This window comes from Sulfuriferula thiophila, from assembly GCF_003864975.1.
In the GTDB taxonomy this organism is placed as follows: domain Bacteria; phylum Pseudomonadota; class Gammaproteobacteria; order Burkholderiales; family Sulfuriferulaceae; genus Sulfuriferula; species Sulfuriferula thiophila.
In genome coordinates this window covers 406,223-424,098 of record NZ_BHGL01000006.1, presented here as the reverse complement: position 1 = coordinate 424,098, position 17,876 = coordinate 406,223, and the positions used below count along the sequence as shown (strand labels likewise).

Below are 17,876 nucleotides of genomic sequence, written 5' to 3'. Positions count from 1 at the left end.
CACACTATCAAAGGGGTTGGGGTCGCGCAATATGGTAGCCTTGCGCGTAATCAACCCCGATGTCACGTAACATGATAAGAATGGCTTCACTTTCCACGAACTCCGCAATTGTTTCCATCCCCATCGCCTGCGAAATATGTTTGATGGATTCAACGATGGAACGAGCCACTTTGTCAGTAGTAATGTTCCGTACGAAACTGCCATCAATTTTAACGCTATTGACCGGCAGATTCTTCAAATAATTGAACGAACACAAGCCACTACCAAAATCATCCAGCGAGAACGTACAGCCTATCCCGCGTAAAGTCTCAATCAGCCTGACCGCACTACTGAGGCTGCGGATTGCGGCCGTTTCGGTAATTTCGAAACAAATGTGCTGAGGTGGAACGCCGCACATTTCGATTTGTTCCAGCAAAAATCCGAGAAACTTGGGTTCAGTGATAGAGCGTCCGGACAGATTAATGCTGAAAAATTCGCCCTCTGCCGGCGGTGTGGGTAACATTCTCAACCACTCCAGCGCCGTGGCCACTACCCAGCGATCCACAGCGGGCATTAAATCATAGCGTTCAGCCGCAGGAATAAACAAATCGGGAGGCACCAACTGCTTTGCATCATCCAGCATACGCAGCAAAAATTCGCGCCCATGCGGCAGTGATCCTGGATTTACCGGCACAATAGCCTGACTGTATAAAATGAAACGGTTTTTGCGCAACGCTTCCGGGATACGTAATGCCCATTGCATTTCGCTGCTCCGCAATGAAAGCTCGCTGTCATTAGCCCGATATAAATGCACTCGGTTACGACCGGATTCCTTGGCTGCATAACAAGCCCTGTCAGCCGCAGAAAAAACGTGCGCAGCCGTCTCACTGAGACTGGAAATCAGTACCACACCAATGCTGATACCAATACTGAACACTTCCTCATGCCACTCGAAGAGAAATTTCTGCACGCTATCACGCAATGTTTCGGCTATCTGCAACCCCTGATCTTCCGGGCAACTCGGCAACAGCACGCCAAATTCGTCCCCGCCCAGACGAGCCAGCAAATCGCCACCCTTACGCACCTTATTGAGCAGCACTTGACACAGTTCCCGCAGTAGCGTATCGCCTGCAACATGACCGTGAGTGTCGTTAATAATTTTGAATTGATCCAGATCCATGTACAACATGACATGCTGATTGCCATTTTCCTTGGCATCAACCAACAATTCTTCCAGACGCCGTTCAAATTCACGACGGTTAAACAAACCCGTGAGCGGGTCATGCGAGGCATGAAAAACCAGTTGCTGTTCGATCTCATGGAGTGCCCGTCGATTTTCAGCTTCACGCAGCTCCCGTTCGATCGCCGGCAGCAACCTGGTAGTACGGTCTTTCATAATGTAATCGTTAGCCCCTGATTTCATCGCCAGCACAGCGGTTTCTTCACCCACCGTACCGGATACCAGAATAAAAGGAATTTCCTTGTCGATTTCCCGCACCCAGCGCAACACATCCAGGCCATCAAAGCCGGGCAGATTAAAATCGGAAATGACGATATCCCACCCACCTTGCTGGGTGTGATGCTTGATGGACTGTTCATCCTCCACGCGCATCAGGAAAAAATCGTGCCCCGCCTTTAGCAACTGACGTCGCAGCAGGATTTCATCATCCTCAGAGTCCTCGACCATCAATATTTTTAAAGCTTCAACCATATTCATTAACCCAGTCATTAGTCAACACTAATGTACGCAGTAAGGAGAGCGATTCAAATCCAGCCAGTATTCCCCGAGTTTACGTATCAATTCCAGGAATAATGCATAATCAACCGGCTTGCAGACATAACTGTTGGCGCCCAGATCATAGCCTTGCAATTCATCGTTTTTTTCTTGCGAAGTGGTCAGAATCACCACCGGCAAGTAGTGGGTACGCTTATCTGAGCGGATCCGCTTCAACACTTCCAGCCCATCCATGCCTGGTAACCCCAGATCAAGCAAGGTAAAACACGGCATTTCATGTTGCTTGCACATAGCAAGGTACTCGAGCGCCTCCGGGCCGTCGTTCACTACTACCACCTTGGCTGGCAACGCCACCTTGCGCATGGCGCGCAAAGTCAACTCCACATGATCCGGATTGTCTTCAACCAGTAATATCGTGTGCATTATTATTGTCATCCTCTAAATCACTGCTGTGGCAACGTAAAAAAGAAAGCCGCGCCCTGATCCACTGCGGCCTCGGCCCAAAGCTGTCCGCCATGACGCTGGATTACCCGCTGTACCGATGCCAGCCCAATGCCATCACCACTAAATTCGCGTTCCGCGTGCAAACGTTTGAATGGCCTAAACAGTTTATCGGCCTGATTCATATCGAACCCGGCACCGTTATCACGCACATAAAAACTGGCTCCGCGACCGGGCACGTCAGCAAGGCCAAATTCAATGCTGGCATCTACTCGTTTGCCCGTATATTTCCAGGCATTATTTAGCAAATTTTCCATTACCACACGCATCATTCTTTCATCAGCGGTGATAGCGAGTCCATTTTGTACCGAAAATGTGACATGTCTGTCCGGCGCAGATTCCTGTAACCGCGTAACAATTTCTGCGGCAATAGCTGAAAGATCGACAGCTTCGACCGCCATTTCGTCCCGCGTCAGCCGCGACAATTTCAACAAGGCTTCTATCAGCTTACCCATATGCTGTGCATTACTGCGGATACGGTGCAAATAACCAATAGCAGTGTCATCCAGCGTGGATGCATAATCCTCGACCAATGCCTGACTGAAACCGTCGATACTGCGTAACGGGGCTCTCAGATCATGCGATACGGAATAGGAGAAAGCCTCCAACTCCTGATTGATAGCGGCTAATTCCCGCGTCCGCTGTTCAACGCGTAGTTCCAGGCTGTCAACCAGCTCACCGATTTCCTTATAAAGCGATGCATTTTCGATCGCGATACTCACCTGATTGGCGAACAGAGTCAGCAATTCCAGATCACGCCGTACGAAGCTGCCACCCCCGGCTTTACCCATACCGGACAAACCGCCAATAATACGATGCTTCACCATCAACGGCACCAGCAAGGCTGAAGGCTGCCCCTCTTCCCAAGCTGTCTTTTCATCCATTAGCCATTCACGGGGCTCACCAAACAGCAAAGGCCGTTCATGAGTAATGACCCAGCCACACATACCGATCCGCACCGGGAAGCTCACCCCGAGAATATCTTTAGCATCTTTGCCACACGCAGCTGCATAGGTATAGCTGGTGCGCGTTTTATTGATGATCGGCACGAGAAATGTTTCGGCCTGAATTAGCTCACGTCCCTTGGTTGCCACCAAACCAAGTACACGTTCCAGATCCAGATCCGAGACGATGACATCACCCAACTCCTGTACCAGCGCAATTTCCCGCTGCAACAATTCTCGATGCACTTCGGCATCCGCCAAATCCTGTTGCAATGACGCGACTTGCTGCTGAAGCCGCGCATTTTCACTTTGTAACGCGAACAATGCATCCGGCTCTCGCTGGCTAGGTAAAATGGGCTGGGCAGTTTCAGTCATAACACAATGTTGTAATGCGAATCCATGGCGTCTTTCATGTACTGAGCCACACCCTTCACATTCACATCAGACGCCACCAGGTCGGACGTATCCAGCGCGAGCGCATCCACGCAAATCTGGCAAATGGTGAAACTGATGCCCAGTTCTTCTGCCAGCTGAATAAATTGCTCGACATTGGGTATGCCTTTGCGTTTGAGGATGTAGTTCAGGATCAACGGCCCCAGACCAAACAGGTTGTGTCGCGACAGAGGCAGATAACCGGGCCCGCCACGGTTGAGCATCTCAAACCCTTTTTGCAGAAAAGTATCCGTATCCATGCGCCGGTATGGCTGGGTTTCCTTGGCTGGGCGATGGAACCAGCTATGCAATAGCCCCCTGCGCCGTTTCAGGCAGTTGGCACCATACATGGTGAACCACATTTTAGTCTGCACGCCCATGGAGGCAAAGCCGGTCGCCACGATAAATGCCACCAGTACTTTGTCCATATCACCACTCACCACCATGACGGTGGCTGTTTTATTATTACTCTCCTCCATCCTGCCTCCCCGTTTTGCTGTTACAAACGAATAATGATGGTGATCTCACGTCCATCTGCTTGCACAGATTCGACGCCTAATGCATTTTCGGCACAAAAATCACGGACAGATGACTCAAAGATAGGATCATCGCCAACTATGGTCAGCGCTTGTCCTTTAGGAAGTTTATTGACAGCGGCACGCAGCTTGATTAACGGCATGGGACAACTCATACCACATACATCGATTTCTTCAATCGCTTTCATGTTGCCTCCAAATTTATTATTTTATTCATAATACTCGGATTCATGGTGAATTCACAACTGAATAAAATCCTTACTAAACATGATATTAATGTCTTTTTAAGAAGCCTTAACGACAGCACTCCGCCATGCACGCCCCATCAGCTCTGCACTGATTACAGCTTACCCAAACTGTAATCAAGGTCACTAATGGACGATTGTTATTACTATCTCTATACTTAACGCAGTAACTCGTGACTGAGCAGCGGTATGAATACCATGCTGGCTGCCCAACTAAATCAAAAACATAGAATCGGACACGATGTCATCCATCTCCAAAAAAATTTACGCAGTTTATTTGCTTGTTCTCGCGCTGGGTATAAGCTTATCCAGCCTGATCTACATCAATGGGCATGCCGTATTAGACGTTAACAATCATTTAGTCGAAAATAATCTACCCAGACTCATCAGCATTTCCAAGTTACGCAACGCTATCTTCGCGCAAAAGCCTATCCTTTATGAGTATTACGCCACCACCGACCGCGACAAATTTCTCCATGACTATGAAACCCAGCAACGCGAAATTGAAGCCGGCTTACGGACCATTTACATCCATACAGACGATAAAACATTACTACCCCAACTCGAAATTGCAGTTGAACATCTCTCACAGCATGCAGCAAGGCTAGATCAGACGCTCAACACCTCACCGATAGACTGGGACAATGCTCGTCAAATTTTGGCTAATGTAACCATAACAGAAAGTAAAATCTCACCGATAGTAGATGAATTAGTCAGCCTAAACCGTAAAAACGTATTGGAAAACGGCAACTTAGCACAATCCAAAACCCGACTAATGATACAAATGGTCATAGGATTCAGTGTTGTCATTTTCCTTATCGCCATTCTGATTGGCTATTACGTCAATGCGTATATAGCTGAAAGTGCCGAGCGTCGGCGCCTCGCCATGTTCCCGGAACGCAACCCAAGCCCGGTGTTACGCATAAACTGGGACGGCACAATCGCTTACGCCAATCCAGCCACAACCAGGCTACTGGCAGAACTTGATTTGTTAAGCGCGAATCAGTTGTTACCGGATAATTTTGCAGCGCGTTTAACAGAACTAAAAACCAGCGGCCAGGAAGGCCTGCAACTGGAATACACCAAACACAACCGCATCCTTGACTGTTTTATTCATATCCTGACTGATTTACACAGCTTTCACATCTACATTGCAGATATTACCGAGCGCAAACGTGCCGAAGAAAACCTGGTATATCAGGCTTATCATGATGAACTAACCGGCCTGCCAAATCGCCGCATGTTCAGCGAACACCTGCATGAAGCAATCCAGCTGACCAATGGTGAAAGCACGGTGGCAGTTGCCTTACTGCGACTGGACCGGATCAAGCGCGTCCTTGAAAGCCAGGGTTATGAAGCCAGTGATAACCTGCTGCATACCATTGCGTTACGTTTGAATGCCCTGCTGCATGAAAATCGCGATCTGGTTCGCGGCGCAACGCTATTCCGCTTTGAAGGCGCAACCTTCGGCTTGTTACTTCCGGAAATGAGCAATCCACACCAACTGCAGTTGCTTGGGGAAAAACTGCTGATGAGCATGCATGAACCCTTACACGTCAACAATCAGGAATTCTTCTTTACACTCAGCATTGGTGCCAGCATTTTTCCGGCAGATGGCAATAACACGGAAAGCCTGATCAGAAATGCGGAAGCGGCTGTCAATCGCGTCAATACGCTAGGCGGCAACGCTTTCCAATACTACACCCAGGACATGAACGACAAAGCCGAACGCTGGCTGGATCTGGAAAACGGACTGCGACGCGCATTAGAGCGAAATGAACTGGCATTGCATTATCAACCCCAGGTGGCGATCGCAAACAACAGAATTTTGGGCGTAGAAGCCCTGTTACGCTGGCGCCGCGATGGGCAAGCATCCATTTCTCCAGCAGAATTTATCCCGCTGGCTGAAGAATCCGGCCTGATTATCCCCATTGGAGAGTGGGTGTTACGCACCGCCTGTGCACAGGTAAAGCGCTGGCACGATGCCGGTTTCAGCGACATGATCATGGCCGTCAATATCTCGGCACGCCAGTTCCAGCATCCGGAGTTTACCGAGCTTGTTGCCGCGACCATCAAAGAAACGGGAATTAACCCGCACTACCTGGAACTGGAAATCACCGAAAGCGTGGCCATGCACGATGCCGAAAAAACCATCGCCACCCTGAATAACCTGCGCGCCCTAAATCTGCAGCTATCCATAGATGATTTCGGCACCGGCTATTCTTCACTCAGCTATCTGAAACGCTTCCCTATCAACAAGCTCAAGGTAGACCAATCCTTCGTCCGCAACATGACCACCGACGCCAATGATGCGTCCATTACCAAATCCGTGATACTGCTCGGACAAAGCCTGAACCTGAGTGTGATTGCAGAAGGCGTGGAAACAGCAGAACAGCTGTCCATGCTGAAACAGCAAGGCTGCGATGAAATCCAGGGTTACTATTTCAGCAGACCTGTACCTGAAAATGAGCTTGAACTGTTGCTACGCAGCAATCCGGAACGGACTATCGTGCGTTAGATCAACCAGTTAATAGCTAATGACGATCAAGAAACCTATTATGCTGTTCCGGGTTTGGCAGCAAACACTGATCGTATCGCCCAAACAGCCAGTAACGATTGAGCGCAATGCGGTCATAAAACCAGTTTCGGACTGGTCTCGGAACGATTCTCACTAGACTCATGTAGCACCAAGGTTTCGGCAACTGACTGACGATCTGCAAGAACGCATCACTTTGCGTGTAAATGCGGCAACCTTCAACGTAGAGCATAGTATCAAACGAACTGGTAGGGAATCCAAACCATAGCAATATATCCGCCCCCTCTGATGACTGCACACTGCACAGCTTGAAGATTCCGTTCTTATCATGCTTGATAAGAAACTGACTCCAACCATTACATAACTTGCAAACGCCATCATATAAAACCACTTTGTCATCAGCACTGATATGGGGTGGCAAGTTCATGACAATATCTCCTTATATAGAGGCCTGAACTTAACCATCCTAATGACTGGAACAGGCTTAACTATCTGTACAAAAAGAAAATTTATTCAGTCGTAAATCTGCCAGCATAACGATAAAGCTGACCGAACACTGGATGCACCAGCCGAAAATCCATCGTAAAACTATCAGCATCCACTGCCGTTTCCACTATCGTGGTATGTCCCAACAGCAGCCATTCCGGGACTGGCAGCAGCAAGCTTCCTAATTTAACTACGTAATATCGACCCTCATAATGCAGTTTGTTTTCATATACATTCACTGCCATTTTCAAACCAAGTACAGGGCTGACAAACTCAATCAATTCATTCCCGCCAGCATGAACCCAGTGACTGTTGAACTGGATTGCAGTGCCATCCGAAAACCCTATAGTACGTTTCCAGCGCTGAATATTGCCATCCATGTATTTTTCGACCGTTGTTACAATCGACTTACCGCGCCGATTAATCAACACACCCAGCAAGCGCAGAACATTCAGGCCGGGTTGCATCAAATCAGGATATTCGATATCCAACTCACCAAGATCAGTGTTAGTGGCTACTTGGTAATGAGCCTTCAACGCAGGCGGTAGTTGTTCCCATTCTGCACCGAGTGCCAATTGCATCAACGATTGCGTTTCCATTTCAGCCTCCCCAATTGAATTTGAATACCATTAACAAAACCACCAGCAACATTGCAGCAAAAGCAGGTACACCTAGCCAGAACCAGATGCGAGCATAGCGCCAGTATTGATCTGTCAGCGGAGTAGCCGATTGCAATGCAATATCAGCGAGTTGACGCATGCGTATTTGCAGCCAAACTACCGGCACCCAGCAAGCTCCTGCCAGCAAATAAAGTCCCAGACTCGTCGCCACCCACGGCGTGATGATGGGAAGGTTAAGCAAATACACCATCCACAAACCACTGATTGGCTGGAAAATAACCGTCGGGGTAGTAAAAATCCAATCAGCCAGAACGACATGCCGGTTAGTCACGGCTATATGCGCCAGATTGCCGCTGCGATCAGCCATCCATTTATAAAACGCACTGCCTAGCCCGGTTCCGAACAGCATGACCATACTCAATATGTGCAGGTATTTCAAAGTCATGTAAGTCATATTTTCACCCCATCAACCGCTAACGGCATCCGCCCCAAAAATTCTGCCAATGGCTGTACATCTGCCGCATTCCCCTGTTGCAACATGCGGATATTGTCCGGCTGCAACATAGGTAACATGATTTTCGCTATATGAGTCAGCGCCATTACCAGCGTTAGCGGAATCGGCATAGTCGGCGCAGGTGGTTTTCCTTGCGCCTTACGCAGTAGTTGCAGCCAGTTTATGAAATACAATGGGTATGCTCCAACCACATCCAGCGTGCGTTGTGCAGGAATAGCCTGCAGGCACAGCAACACCGTGGCCACCACATCACTGATATGCACTGGTTGAACAAGCTGCTTACCATCGCCAATCTGTGGAATTACTGGCAACATCGCCATGCGCTGAAACATCCGCACACTCTTGCCACCTTGCCCATACACCAGCGATGGCTGCAACACGAACCACTGCAGCGGCAAACCACGTAACACATCATCAGCCGTCTTTTTACTTAACTGATAGGGCGTAAATGCATGCTCATCAGCACCCAGCGCAGAAATTTGCACAACTCGTGATACTCCAGCTTGAACACAGGCATGAAACAGGGCGATAGGAGCCGCCGTGTGAAGGGTGACAAAGCGCTGCTCACGCGTTTCAGCAATAATGCCCACGCAGTTAATAACGGCATCAACGCCTTGCAAATGCGGCAGCCAATCAGTGGGGGTCAGCATACTACTGAAATCCAAACCATACGCACGCGCTACCGGAACAACCTCATGCCCCGCCGGGGTTAACGCCAACCCGATATGCTTGCCAATGAATCCGCTTGCACCAGTAAGCAAAATTTTCATGAGAGCTCTCCCGTTTCTGCTGGCTGTGCAATCTGCTGCGATACCGGGATAAAAACCTTCTTACCTACGATGATCATGCCAAAGAGCAAACCAGCCAGAGCTGCGACAAGCGCAATCCGAATATTCCCCAATACATCACCATGGCTGCTCATACCATCCACAACCATCACAAGTAACAGTGGCGCCAGAATCAGCATAGTGCGGGTATAAGCAACCCAGAATTCCGCTTGTCGATCGCTTGGACACAAATCTTGCAGCGCATTGCGCAATGCACTGGAAATGGCATAAAGCACAGTCGCACTCAGGCTCAGACTGAGCAAAATTTCAGCAGAAAATAACAACAATGAATTCATGACGGCTCTCCTTACGTGAAAAAGTAAGGTCAGCTTATGTCGCAGAATGGAGTAAAGCTTCCGGATTGATAGAACAGAAACAAATTTCTGTTACGGAAAGATCATTTTGGAAAAAATTTAGCGTTAATTTTGCGGAAATGACCCGGCGTCATGCCGGTTATGTCACGGAAGGCGTCATAAAAATTAGATTGCGACGTAAATCCTACGCTCAGACCTACCGACAATATTGATGCAGACAACTCGGTCAACAGCATTTTTTTGGCTGCTTCAATTCGATATTCGCGGATATAGCGTGAAAAACCTTTACCCAGTTGACCATTGATGAGTTCTGAAAGCTGATGGTTGGTGAGTGCCATATGTGTTGCCAAGGTAGGCAAATCAATATCCGGCGATTCAAACAGCCGTTCTCGCTCCATCAGCGCTGCCAGTTTGCTTAGCGCCTCATTGCAATCCACATTTGCCAGTGTAGAAACCGCATAGGTTTCACGCGCGGCTTCTTTAACCTCGGTCGACAACTGTGGTGTAAAGTTAAGCGCCAGACTCACCAGCAGAAATGCGCAGCCAATTGCGCTGGCGTACAACATAAAGAACATCTTCTCATCCAGTAACGGTAAAATCAGCCCCAGGAAAAGAACAATAACGGCTATCAGGAACACCATACCAAGCATAGCCAATTCCACCCGAAAACGACTGCGGTTTTCCCTCAATGCATACACACTGCGCGCCAGCAGTACCAGATAACCCGCACCCACTGCAAATGCCAGCGGTAAGGCTATCTGGTAAGTAAGGAACGGCGCTATCAATACGGGCGTGCCGTGCAATAACTGATATGGGCGGTAAGCAATTTGCGCTTGCAATAATGGTTTGCTATACAGGTAAAATATTGGTGCTACGGTAAACAGCATGGCGCGATAAAACGGCAAATGAATCAAATCAGAACCGTATTGCAAATAACTGAAATGCACCAGTTGCAAACTAGCCAATGCAAATAACAAACCGACACCCAGCCATTGCGCAATTATCTGTTCAGCATAATTAACCCTGCGAAAATGCGTCAGAGCAATAGTCAAGGCACTGAAAATGGAAAAACCTGTCAGCAGTATGGCGAGAGCATGCATATCAGTACGGGCTATTTTTTGATTGGTAATGAAATGGACAGCGAACAGAAGCCAGCCAGCTTAACTATTTTTTTCTACGATTCCGCTTGGAATCCCATCCAGGCTGGTCTGGTTCTTGTCTTTCCAATATTGCATCAGTCCTGACCTGCCTTTTTTAAGCGCCCAGTTTTTTAACTGCTCACGCTCACCGACATAGTTGTAATAAGGCACCGCCATGCCGCATGAGGTCTGCACCAACTCTACCGTCAGGTCGAAAATCTGCCGAGCGCCGGGTAGCGGATCGAACAACGCGAACAGCGCATCCCATTCGGGATCTTTGTGATGGATAGCTCTGGCTTTACCATACAGGCGCAAAATCATCGGTGCACCGACAAAATCACAGAACATCAGGGTCATGCGTGGATTATGCTGCACGTGCGCGGCAGTTTCATTGCCGCTGCCGGTGACGTTGAGCCAGACGACGCGATTTTTATCGATAACACGCAAGGAATCCATGCCCTTGGGCGAGACGTTGACACTGCTGTCAGCCGTCGCGGTGCCAACAAAGAATATCTTCTGCTCGGCGATGAATTTCGCCAGATTTTCAGAAATTTCCGTATATTTCTGTCCCATACTCTGCCTCGCTAAGCTATATTCATGGGTTTGTTGTCATTCAGATTCAGCCAGCCTTTTACGATGCGGTAAATAATCCACAAGGTATTGACGAACAAGATCAGCCAGCCGACCAGAATCAGCGTAGTAATACCGCCGATGATGCCCCACAGCAAACCGAACCAGAAGGTACGTATTTGCCAGCGGAAATGGCTTTCCAGAAAAGTCCCGACCACATCATCCCGTTTGATGTAATTCATCATGATCGCTGCAATGGCAGATATACCAAACAAAAATGCTGCAGCGTACAGGGCATAAATAATCGTGGTCAGGCTTTTGGCGGATTTTTCGTTATCCGTCAATGTCACATTGTCCATTGCAACCTCATCTGTAAATAAACTGGCGAATATTGATTGTACGTGAAATCCACGCTGGCCTAGAGCAACACTTTCATTTTTCGACCGCCGGCTACTTCAAAATCATTGCGCTGATAGAAAGCCAAAGTACGATCAAATTCGGGCAATGGCGGCGTAGTCACCTCCAGACGCTGCCAGCCCTTGCTCCGCCCATAGGCTTTGGCCGCATCCAGTAACAACTCACCGACACCACTGCTACGAAACGCTGGCTGCACATAGAGCTCGGGCATGATACCAAAGACACCCTCGGCATACAGGCTGCACGTCTCGGTAAGACTAATGAATCCAACGGGTGTATTTGTGTCGGTTTCCAGCGCAATAAATACGGCATACATGCCTTGAGTCAGGAAACGTTCACAACGTTGCACAGTGGCCGGTAGATCAACATGAAAATGCGCGCTACCGGTTACACGCATGATTTCTTCCAGCAATTGCTGCACCATGCTGCTAACAACTGCTGCATCACTCGGGCTGGCTGAATGGATAATAAATTTGCGCATGATTCCCACTAAATAGAAACGCCATTATCAAATGAAGTTAATACTACGATAGCTAGATATCTCAAGCAAATTACGCTGTCCAGCGTTCATTAATTTTTCAATGATGCAATGACAAATAGCTTAATTAATGCGCCCTTACTCCCTCGCCTCATATTGAGCATCCAAGTAACACTACAAATCAACTTACCTTGAAATACCGAAAATACTTGCTAGTCTTAAAATTGGTATATTGCAGTGAGCTAATTGAACATGACAGCATGGCTACTCGTCGCAAACTCCAGCTCTTCTTATTTGTACGCTAACCACGGACAGCATAAAGGTCTTGAACTGGTTCACGCGCTGGAAGCGGGCCTAACCAGCAACAGTTACGCGCGGCTTGTTCTGGTTGCCTCTGATCCCTTTATTGGCAAGCTGCATAAGTAGCTTTCAGCACTCGTCATATTCTGGACACAGGCACAAACGAAAAAGGATTACATGCACCGGATCAACAAAGAACTACCGGGCATCTTGGGAGTTATTTTTTGTATACGCTGGATAGCAGAAACTGAACTGTACGCACATCACCAAGCATGATAACAACCCTCTGAATTACCATAATATTCAGATAGTTAGTCTTGCGCCCTGCGTCGTGAACTGCGCCCATATTAACTATACAGATGATGTATCCGGGATTAGTATTAACATTACGGTAACCAATCTTACCGTACTTCCGCAGGCTACCAGGCTTGTTTGAGAGCAGCTACCGATCTTCTGTAGCAACTCAGCTGGTAGGTTTTTTCACTCACCACCATGGAGAAATGGAAATAATGACCACAACCTGGATTTTAATCGCCAACGCCAGTTTTGCTCGTTTATATGCAAATCACGGTATCAAAAAAGGTCTGGAACTCATCAAGGAATTCAATCATCCGGAAAGTCGAGAGAAAAGCGCGGAACTGGTATCGGATCGCCCCGGCCACAACAAGAGTCAGGGTAATGGCCACGGCTCATTCGTTCCCGCCTCTCTGCCCAAACACCTTGAAGCTGGAAAGTTCGCACATGAATTGGCACAGATTCTGGAACATGGGCGCACCAGCAACATTTTCGACCGGGTGATTCTGGTCGCTTCCGCACCGTTCATCGGGCTATTGAACAACCAGTTCAGCACCCATGTGCGCAACCTGATCACCGACACCATAGAAAAAGACTACACCAAATTTGCCCCGCAGGAATTAACCGGGCGCCTGTCGCATTGCATTTATTTATAAGCTAGCGACCATCGGCCTATGATTTCATAGGCCGATCCTTGCTCAGTCATGACAGACTGCACCAGTACAAAATCCCGCACTTTCCAGGTAATTGCTGCCATCTCCGGCAATGGGCGCGGACAATACGCTTTCCGCAACAAAGTCACATGCGGCACATACGCCCGCATATCCACCTCGAATCCGGCGACTTTTAACTGGCGCTGCAATTCACTGACCAGAGTGATCAATGCCTGCGGAACCGTTTGCGGAGCGACCCAGGCAATGTGATTTTGCCGCCACCAACCCGAATGCGACAGCTCAAAATCAAACGCATCACCCTGCAACTGTGCTGCCAATGCTTGCAACTCGGCAATGCGCGTCACGGCCACCTCTCCCAGAAACGCCAGGGTGATATGGATAGCCTCGGCACGGGTACGCCGCCCGCCGCACTGCTCGTGCATTTGTTTACCCAACTGATCGAGGGCCGAACGCATGACCGCATCCGGCCATAGCGCAAAGAACAGCCGCACTGTTTGAGGCCTGGCTTTACCCTCTGCCACAGGCAGCATATTTATCACACCACAACCTCTTGAATTTCAGCGTAACACCCTAATTTAAATAGCATAATTCTTCCTTACTGGAGATCATTACTATGCATCAGATTCGCCAACCCGCCGTCGCCGGTACATTCTATCCGGGCACCGCAAGCACATTGAAACATGACGTCACCACCTTACTGGCAGCGGCCAAAACAGCCCCCCTCGGCAAACTGCCCAAGGCCATTATTGTGCCGCATGCCGGCTATATCTATTCCGGCGCCACCGCCGCTGCAGCCTATGCGCGCTTAAGCGCAGGACGTGGCCAGATCACACGCGTCGTGTTGCTGGGCCCGGTACACCGCGTACCGGTACGCGGTCTGGCGCTGCCCGGCGCTGAAGCATTTGCCACACCGTTGGGCAATATTCCTGTTGACCAGAGCGCGGTGACCTTACTGAGCACCATGCCGCAAGTCGTCACCAGCACTGCAGCCCACGCCGGGGAGCATTCGCTGGAAGTACAGTTACCCTTCCTGCAGTCAGTATTAGGTGATTTTAGCCTGATTCCCCTGGCGGTTGGTGACGCTACCCCTGAGGAAATTGCCGAAGTGCTGGATGCGCTATGGGGCGGCCCGGAGACCTTAATCGTGATCAGCTCTGACCTGTCGCATTTCCTGCCCTATGCGACCGCATGCGCCGTCGATCAGCAGACCGCGCAACGCATACTGGAACTGCACGGACCGCTGACTCATGAACAAGCCTGTGGCGGCACGCCCATCAATGGCCTGTTGCTGGCCGCCAGTCGCCATCATCTGCAACCCTTATTGCTGGACTTGTGCAACTCGGGCGACACTGCCGGCGACAAAAACCGCGTAGTTGGCTATGCATCCTTTGCCTTTATGGAGGCATCAGACCATGCCAACTAACGATGGTCAGATTTTATTGCCGATTGCTCGCGCAGCCATCGCGCACCAATTCGGAGACACCCATCCAGCCAAAGAGGATGAGAGCTGGTTGCAGGAACACAGAGCCTGCTTCGTCACGCTCACCCAGCACGCGCAGTTGCGTGGCTGCATCGGCACACTGGAGGCACATCGTTCACTGCTGCATGATGTTAAAGCCAACGCTCAGGCGGCCGCATTTCACGATCCGCGATTTGCTCCTTTGACAAAAGCTGAGCTCGACTATACTGAAGTAGAAGTATCACTGTTATCGACCATGCAGGACATGGTCTTTGTCAGCGAAGACGATGCGCTGGCGCAATTACGACCGGAAGTTGACGGCATACTGTTTGAATACGGCCGCTACCGCAGCACGTTTTTACCGCAGGTATGGGAACAATTACCCGACCCCGTCGAATTCATGGCGCACCTGAAGCGCAAAGCCGGACTCGATCCGCGCTTCTGGGATACCGATGTCAGACTGTATCGCTACACCGTGAGCAAATGGAAAGAAAGCGACCTGGAGATAGCAAGCAAATGATTGCAACGGCTCATCACCCCGGTAAATACTGGCACGCCATCGACGATGGACGTATTCAGTGCGACCTGTGCCCGCGTGACTGCAAACTGAATGAAGGTCAGCGCGGCGCCTGTTTTGTGCGTATGCGTGAAGGCGACCAGATCGTACTCACCACCTATGGGCGCTCATCCGGCTTCTGCATCGATCCAATTGAGAAAAAGCCGCTCAATCATTTCTATCCCGGCAGCAGTGTGCTGTCATTTGGTACTGCCGGCTGCAATCTCGCGTGCAAATTCTGCCAGAACTGGGACATCAGCAAATCCAAGGACATGGACAAGCTAATGAATCAGGCTGCGCCCGAAATCATCGCTATCGCCGCTGAACAGAACGGCTGCAAGAGCGTGGCATTCACCTACAACGATCCGGTGATTTTCGCCGAATACGCCATGGACACCGCCGATGCCTGCCACGCCCGCGGCATCAAGACTGTCGCGGTAACAGCCGGCTATATGCACGATGCCGCGCGGCGTGATTTCTACAGCAAGATCGATGCAGCCAATGTCGACCTCAAGGCATTTACCGAGGATTTCTATTTCAAACTCACCGGCTCGCAACTGCAACCGGTGCTGGATACGCTGGTTTACCTTAAACACGAGACCAATGTCTGGTTCGAGATCACCACCCTGCTCATCCCTGGCAAAAACGATTCCGACGAAGAAATTACTGCGATGTGCCAGTGGATCATGCTGCAACTTGGCCCGGATGTACCGCTGCATTTTTCCGCGTTTCATCCCGATTACAAAATGCCGGATATTCCACAGACACCGACCACTACCTTGATACGGGCGCGCAATATCGCCTTGCGGGCTGGGCTGCATTACGTCTACACCGGCAATGTGCATCACATTGAGGGCGACACCACTTTTTGCCCAGACTGCCATACGCCGCTCATCGTGCGTGACTGGTATCACATCGACGAATACCAACTGACCGCAGATGGCCACTGCCCCGATTGCAACAGCCTGATCGCAGGCAGGTTTGACGCCAAACCCGGCAATTTCGGCCGGCAGCGTATCCCGATTGCGATCAACCGGGTGCGTACGTAATTTTATGAAAGGCTCTTGTCCACTAAAAACACAAAAAGCACGAAACAAAGCATAACCCCCGAATTTATCTAGAAATTTTCGTGTTTTTCGTGCCTTTCGTGGACAACTGTTTTTAACTCAAAACCTGCATGGAGGCTGAAGATGACTACCGCACTGACGCAACTGGTCAGCATCACCAGCGATCATGTCCATATCGAAGGCATGCTGGAATTGCCGGAGAACGCTCAGGGTATCGTGCTGTTTGGCCATGGCCATGGCCATGGCAGCGGCAGCAGTCGGCATAGCCCACGCAACAACTATGTCGCCGGGGTATTGCGCGACGCCGGTATTGGCACCCTGCTGATGGATTTGCTGACGCCGCAGGAGGACATGAGCTATGAAACCCGCTTCAACATTCCGCTGCTCACCCGGCGACTGCTGGATGCCACTCGCTGGAGCAAGTCGCCGCGCAGGCAGCGGCTTGGTTCAAGCACTATTTAAAAACTGACTGAACAGCTTTGCGATATTTCGCTATCGCCATAAAAACGGATATGACATCACATGCAGGCACGCCCAGATAGCATTTTTTCCCCACGCAATCTTGCCAAAACCTAGCATATTGGCGAAGCGCAAATTCTGGCGTGGGCATCAAAACGGACTAAACTTCGGCACTATCCTGCAGGACCGCAATCACTTCCTCATCCTCCACCTGCGGGAAATCCTCATAGAACTGCCCGACCGCCTGAAAATACTCCGGCACATCCAGACACACAACTTCATCGGCATAGCGCCGAATTTTTCCGAGTGTATCTGCTGGCGACACCGGCACTGCGCAAACCAGTTGCGCCGGATGCTGGGCACGCAGGCCATGCAATGCTGAAATCATAGTGGAGCCAGTTGCCAGCCCATCATCGACCACAATGACGATACGCCCGCGGGGATCGATAGGTGACCGTATCGGTGTATACTGCGCACGGCGTCTGCGTATAGTTTCCATCTGCGTCTGTTTTTCCGACTCAATGTATTCCGCTGTGCCGCCCACCGATGCGGCGTAATCCGCAATATAGGTCCAGCCGCTTTCATCCACCGAGCCAATCGCAAATTCCGGATTGAATGGCGCACGCAGCTTGCGCACCAGCACCACATCGAAATCACCTTCCAACTGCTCGGCAATCAGCTTAGCCATCGGCACTGCGCCGCGTGGAATAGCCAGCACCAGCGGATGTTTGCCCTTGTACTGCATCAGGCTGTCAGCCAGTTGTCTTGCTGCATCAGTACGATCACGGAACATG

Annotated in this window: 22 protein-coding genes; 6 read left to right on the top strand and 16 right to left on the bottom strand. The window is 49.9% G+C overall.

Annotated elements, in window-relative coordinates:
- Positions 1 to 7: 7 nt before the first annotated feature.
- Genes EJE49_RS04495 through EJE49_RS04475 form a run of 5 tightly spaced genes read right to left on the bottom strand, consistent with a single transcriptional unit; the run spans position 8 to position 4,315 of the window.
- Entirely contained in the window at positions 8 to 1,696 is a 1,689-nt protein-coding gene (locus tag EJE49_RS04495) for a GGDEF domain-containing response regulator (RefSeq protein ID WP_223246749.1), read from the bottom strand.
- Positions 1,697 to 1,717: 21 nt separating this feature from the next.
- Positions 1,718 to 2,137 carry a response regulator gene (locus tag EJE49_RS04490; RefSeq protein ID WP_223246748.1) on the bottom strand — a complete coding sequence of 140 codons (420 nt, stop codon included), beginning with the start codon at positions 2,135 to 2,137 and terminating at the stop codon, positions 1,718 to 1,720.
- Between the two features lie 20 nt (positions 2,138 to 2,157).
- Positions 2,158 to 3,534 (bottom strand): sensor histidine kinase, encoded by a 1,377-nt coding sequence (locus EJE49_RS04485; protein WP_124949178.1) that lies wholly within the window; start codon positions 3,532 to 3,534, stop codon positions 2,158 to 2,160.
- Complete coding sequence (locus EJE49_RS04480) at positions 3,531 to 4,070, bottom strand: DsrE/DsrF/DrsH-like family protein (RefSeq protein WP_124949177.1); 540 nt, start codon at positions 4,068 to 4,070, stop codon at positions 3,531 to 3,533. Before EJE49_RS04480 ends, EJE49_RS04485 begins: the two co-directional genes overlap by 4 nt.
- Positions 4,071 to 4,090: 20 nt before the next feature.
- Positions 4,091 to 4,315 (bottom strand): sulfurtransferase TusA family protein, encoded by a 225-nt coding sequence (locus EJE49_RS04475; RefSeq protein ID WP_124949176.1) that lies wholly within the window; start codon positions 4,313 to 4,315, stop codon positions 4,091 to 4,093.
- Positions 4,316 to 4,649: 334 nt separating this feature from the next.
- Between EJE49_RS04475 and EJE49_RS04470 the strand changes: the two genes are divergently transcribed.
- Positions 4,650 to 6,890, top strand: coding sequence for a putative bifunctional diguanylate cyclase/phosphodiesterase (locus EJE49_RS04470; protein ID WP_189941693.1), 2,241 nt, complete (start codon positions 4,650 to 4,652; stop codon positions 6,888 to 6,890).
- A 16-nt stretch (positions 6,891 to 6,906) separates the two neighbouring features.
- Here the strand turns inward: EJE49_RS04470 and EJE49_RS04465 are convergent, their stop codons facing one another.
- The 9 genes from EJE49_RS04465 to EJE49_RS04425 form a co-directional block, all read right to left on the bottom strand.
- Positions 6,907 to 7,335, bottom strand: coding sequence for a thiol-disulfide oxidoreductase DCC family protein (locus EJE49_RS04465; protein WP_124949174.1), 429 nt, complete (start codon positions 7,333 to 7,335; stop codon positions 6,907 to 6,909).
- A gap of 82 nt (positions 7,336 to 7,417) precedes the next feature.
- Positions 7,418 to 7,993 carry a DUF4166 domain-containing protein gene (locus EJE49_RS04460; RefSeq protein ID WP_124949173.1) on the bottom strand — a complete coding sequence of 192 codons (576 nt, stop codon included), beginning with the start codon at positions 7,991 to 7,993 and terminating at the stop codon, positions 7,418 to 7,420.
- A gap of 1 nt (position 7,994) precedes the next feature.
- Positions 7,995 to 8,468, bottom strand: a complete 474-nt coding sequence (locus EJE49_RS04455; RefSeq protein WP_124949172.1) for a DUF2269 family protein — start codon at positions 8,466 to 8,468, stop codon at positions 7,995 to 7,997.
- Positions 8,465 to 9,298: an NAD-dependent epimerase/dehydratase family protein gene (locus EJE49_RS04450; RefSeq protein WP_124949171.1), complete on the bottom strand. Its 834-nt coding sequence runs from the start codon at positions 9,296 to 9,298 to the stop codon at positions 8,465 to 8,467. Before EJE49_RS04450 ends, EJE49_RS04455 begins: the two co-directional genes overlap by 4 nt.
- The gene (locus EJE49_RS04445; protein WP_124949170.1) at positions 9,295 to 9,651 is read right to left on the bottom strand and encodes a hypothetical protein; all 357 of its coding nucleotides are present in this window, start codon (positions 9,649 to 9,651) and stop codon (positions 9,295 to 9,297) included. Before EJE49_RS04445 ends, EJE49_RS04450 begins: the two co-directional genes overlap by 4 nt.
- Before the next feature lie 101 nt (positions 9,652 to 9,752).
- Positions 9,753 to 10,769: an AraC family transcriptional regulator gene (locus EJE49_RS04440; RefSeq protein ID WP_124949169.1), complete on the bottom strand. Its 1,017-nt coding sequence runs from the start codon at positions 10,767 to 10,769 to the stop codon at positions 9,753 to 9,755.
- 60 nt (positions 10,770 to 10,829) lie between these two features.
- Positions 10,830 to 11,381: a pyridoxamine 5'-phosphate oxidase family protein gene (locus EJE49_RS04435; RefSeq protein ID WP_124949168.1), complete on the bottom strand. Its 552-nt coding sequence runs from the start codon at positions 11,379 to 11,381 to the stop codon at positions 10,830 to 10,832.
- Positions 11,382 to 11,392: 11 nt separating this feature from the next.
- Complete coding sequence (locus tag EJE49_RS04430; protein WP_124949167.1) at positions 11,393 to 11,737, bottom strand: DUF4870 family protein; 345 nt, start codon at positions 11,735 to 11,737, stop codon at positions 11,393 to 11,395.
- A 59-nt stretch (positions 11,738 to 11,796) separates the two neighbouring features.
- Complete coding sequence (locus EJE49_RS04425; protein ID WP_223246747.1) at positions 11,797 to 12,276, bottom strand: GNAT family N-acetyltransferase; 480 nt, start codon at positions 12,274 to 12,276, stop codon at positions 11,797 to 11,799.
- Between the two features lie 806 nt (positions 12,277 to 13,082).
- On the opposite strand from EJE49_RS04425, the gene EJE49_RS04420 reads away from it, so the two are divergent.
- Positions 13,083 to 13,523, top strand: a complete 441-nt coding sequence (locus tag EJE49_RS04420) for a host attachment protein (RefSeq protein ID WP_124949166.1) — start codon at positions 13,083 to 13,085, stop codon at positions 13,521 to 13,523.
- Here the strand turns inward: EJE49_RS04420 and thpR are convergent.
- Positions 13,514 to 14,071, bottom strand: coding sequence for an RNA 2',3'-cyclic phosphodiesterase (gene thpR, locus EJE49_RS04415; RefSeq protein ID WP_223246757.1), 558 nt, complete (start codon positions 14,069 to 14,071; stop codon positions 13,514 to 13,516). The genes EJE49_RS04420 and thpR overlap by 10 nt on opposite strands.
- 83 nt (positions 14,072 to 14,154) lie before the next feature.
- On the opposite strand from thpR, the gene amrB reads away from it, so the two are divergent.
- The 4 genes from amrB to EJE49_RS04400 all read left to right on the top strand — a co-directional run bounded on the left by amrB (position 14,155) and on the right by EJE49_RS04400 (position 17,085).
- Complete coding sequence (amrB, locus tag EJE49_RS14085) at positions 14,155 to 14,964, top strand: AmmeMemoRadiSam system protein B (RefSeq protein ID WP_189941690.1); 810 nt, start codon at positions 14,155 to 14,157, stop codon at positions 14,962 to 14,964.
- Positions 14,954 to 15,520 (top strand): AmmeMemoRadiSam system protein A, encoded by a 567-nt coding sequence (gene amrA / locus EJE49_RS14080; RefSeq protein WP_189941688.1) that lies wholly within the window; start codon positions 14,954 to 14,956, stop codon positions 15,518 to 15,520. Before amrB ends, amrA begins: the two co-directional genes overlap by 11 nt.
- Positions 15,517 to 16,605, top strand: coding sequence for an AmmeMemoRadiSam system radical SAM enzyme (amrS, locus tag EJE49_RS04405; RefSeq protein WP_189941686.1), 1,089 nt, complete (start codon positions 15,517 to 15,519; stop codon positions 16,603 to 16,605). Before amrA ends, amrS begins: the two co-directional genes overlap by 4 nt.
- Before the next feature lie 141 nt (positions 16,606 to 16,746).
- On the top strand, positions 16,747 to 17,085 hold the full coding sequence (locus EJE49_RS04400; protein ID WP_189941684.1) for a hypothetical protein: 339 nt from the start codon (positions 16,747 to 16,749) through the stop codon (positions 17,083 to 17,085).
- Positions 17,086 to 17,242: 157 nt separating this feature from the next.
- Here EJE49_RS04400 and EJE49_RS04395 read toward each other — a convergent pair whose 3' ends face one another.
- Complete coding sequence (locus tag EJE49_RS04395; protein WP_124949163.1) at positions 17,243 to 17,875, bottom strand: phosphoribosyltransferase; 633 nt, start codon at positions 17,873 to 17,875, stop codon at positions 17,243 to 17,245.
- Position 17,876 lies beyond the last annotated feature (1 nt).

Bases quoted from the DNA above. Each gene is read 5' to 3' on its own strand.
- EJE49_RS04495 (WP_223246749.1), bottom strand. From the start codon at position 1,696: ATGAATATGGTTGAAGCTTTAAAAATATTGATGGTCGAGGACTCTGAG.
- EJE49_RS04490 (WP_223246748.1), bottom strand. From the start codon at position 2,137: ATGCACACGATATTACTGGTTGAAGACAATCCGGATCATGTGGAGTTG.
- EJE49_RS04485 (WP_124949178.1), bottom strand. From the start codon at position 3,534: ATGACTGAAACTGCCCAGCCCATTTTACCTAGCCAGCGAGAGCCGGAT.
- EJE49_RS04480 (WP_124949177.1), bottom strand. From the start codon at position 4,070: ATGGAGGAGAGTAATAATAAAACAGCCACCGTCATGGTGGTGAGTGGT.
- EJE49_RS04475 (WP_124949176.1), bottom strand. From the start codon at position 4,315: ATGAAAGCGATTGAAGAAATCGATGTATGTGGTATGAGTTGTCCCATG.
- EJE49_RS04465 (WP_124949174.1), bottom strand. From the start codon at position 7,335: ATGAACTTGCCACCCCATATCAGTGCTGATGACAAAGTGGTTTTATAT.
- EJE49_RS04460 (WP_124949173.1), bottom strand. From the start codon at position 7,993: ATGGAAACGCAATCGTTGATGCAATTGGCACTCGGTGCAGAATGGGAA.
- EJE49_RS04455 (WP_124949172.1), bottom strand. From the start codon at position 8,468: ATGACTTACATGACTTTGAAATACCTGCACATATTGAGTATGGTCATG.
- EJE49_RS04450 (WP_124949171.1), bottom strand. From the start codon at position 9,298: ATGAAAATTTTGCTTACTGGTGCAAGCGGATTCATTGGCAAGCATATC.
- EJE49_RS04445 (WP_124949170.1), bottom strand. From the start codon at position 9,651: ATGAATTCATTGTTGTTATTTTCTGCTGAAATTTTGCTCAGTCTGAGC.
- EJE49_RS04440 (WP_124949169.1), bottom strand. From the start codon at position 10,769: ATGCATGCTCTCGCCATACTGCTGACAGGTTTTTCCATTTTCAGTGCC.
- EJE49_RS04435 (WP_124949168.1), bottom strand. From the start codon at position 11,381: ATGGGACAGAAATATACGGAAATTTCTGAAAATCTGGCGAAATTCATC.
- EJE49_RS04430 (WP_124949167.1), bottom strand. From the start codon at position 11,737: ATGGACAATGTGACATTGACGGATAACGAAAAATCCGCCAAAAGCCTG.
- EJE49_RS04425 (WP_223246747.1), bottom strand. From the start codon at position 12,276: ATGCGCAAATTTATTATCCATTCAGCCAGCCCGAGTGATGCAGCAGTT.
- EJE49_RS04420 (WP_124949166.1), top strand. From the start codon at position 13,083: ATGACCACAACCTGGATTTTAATCGCCAACGCCAGTTTTGCTCGTTTA.
- thpR (WP_223246757.1), bottom strand. From the start codon at position 14,071: ATGCTGCCTGTGGCAGAGGGTAAAGCCAGGCCTCAAACAGTGCGGCTG.
- amrB (WP_189941690.1), top strand. From the start codon at position 14,155: ATGCATCAGATTCGCCAACCCGCCGTCGCCGGTACATTCTATCCGGGC.
- amrA (WP_189941688.1), top strand. From the start codon at position 14,954: ATGCCAACTAACGATGGTCAGATTTTATTGCCGATTGCTCGCGCAGCC.
- amrS (WP_189941686.1), top strand. From the start codon at position 15,517: ATGATTGCAACGGCTCATCACCCCGGTAAATACTGGCACGCCATCGAC.
- EJE49_RS04400 (WP_189941684.1), top strand. From the start codon at position 16,747: ATGACTACCGCACTGACGCAACTGGTCAGCATCACCAGCGATCATGTC.
- EJE49_RS04395 (WP_124949163.1), bottom strand. From the start codon at position 17,875: ATGTTCCGTGATCGTACTGATGCAGCAAGACAACTGGCTGACAGCCTG.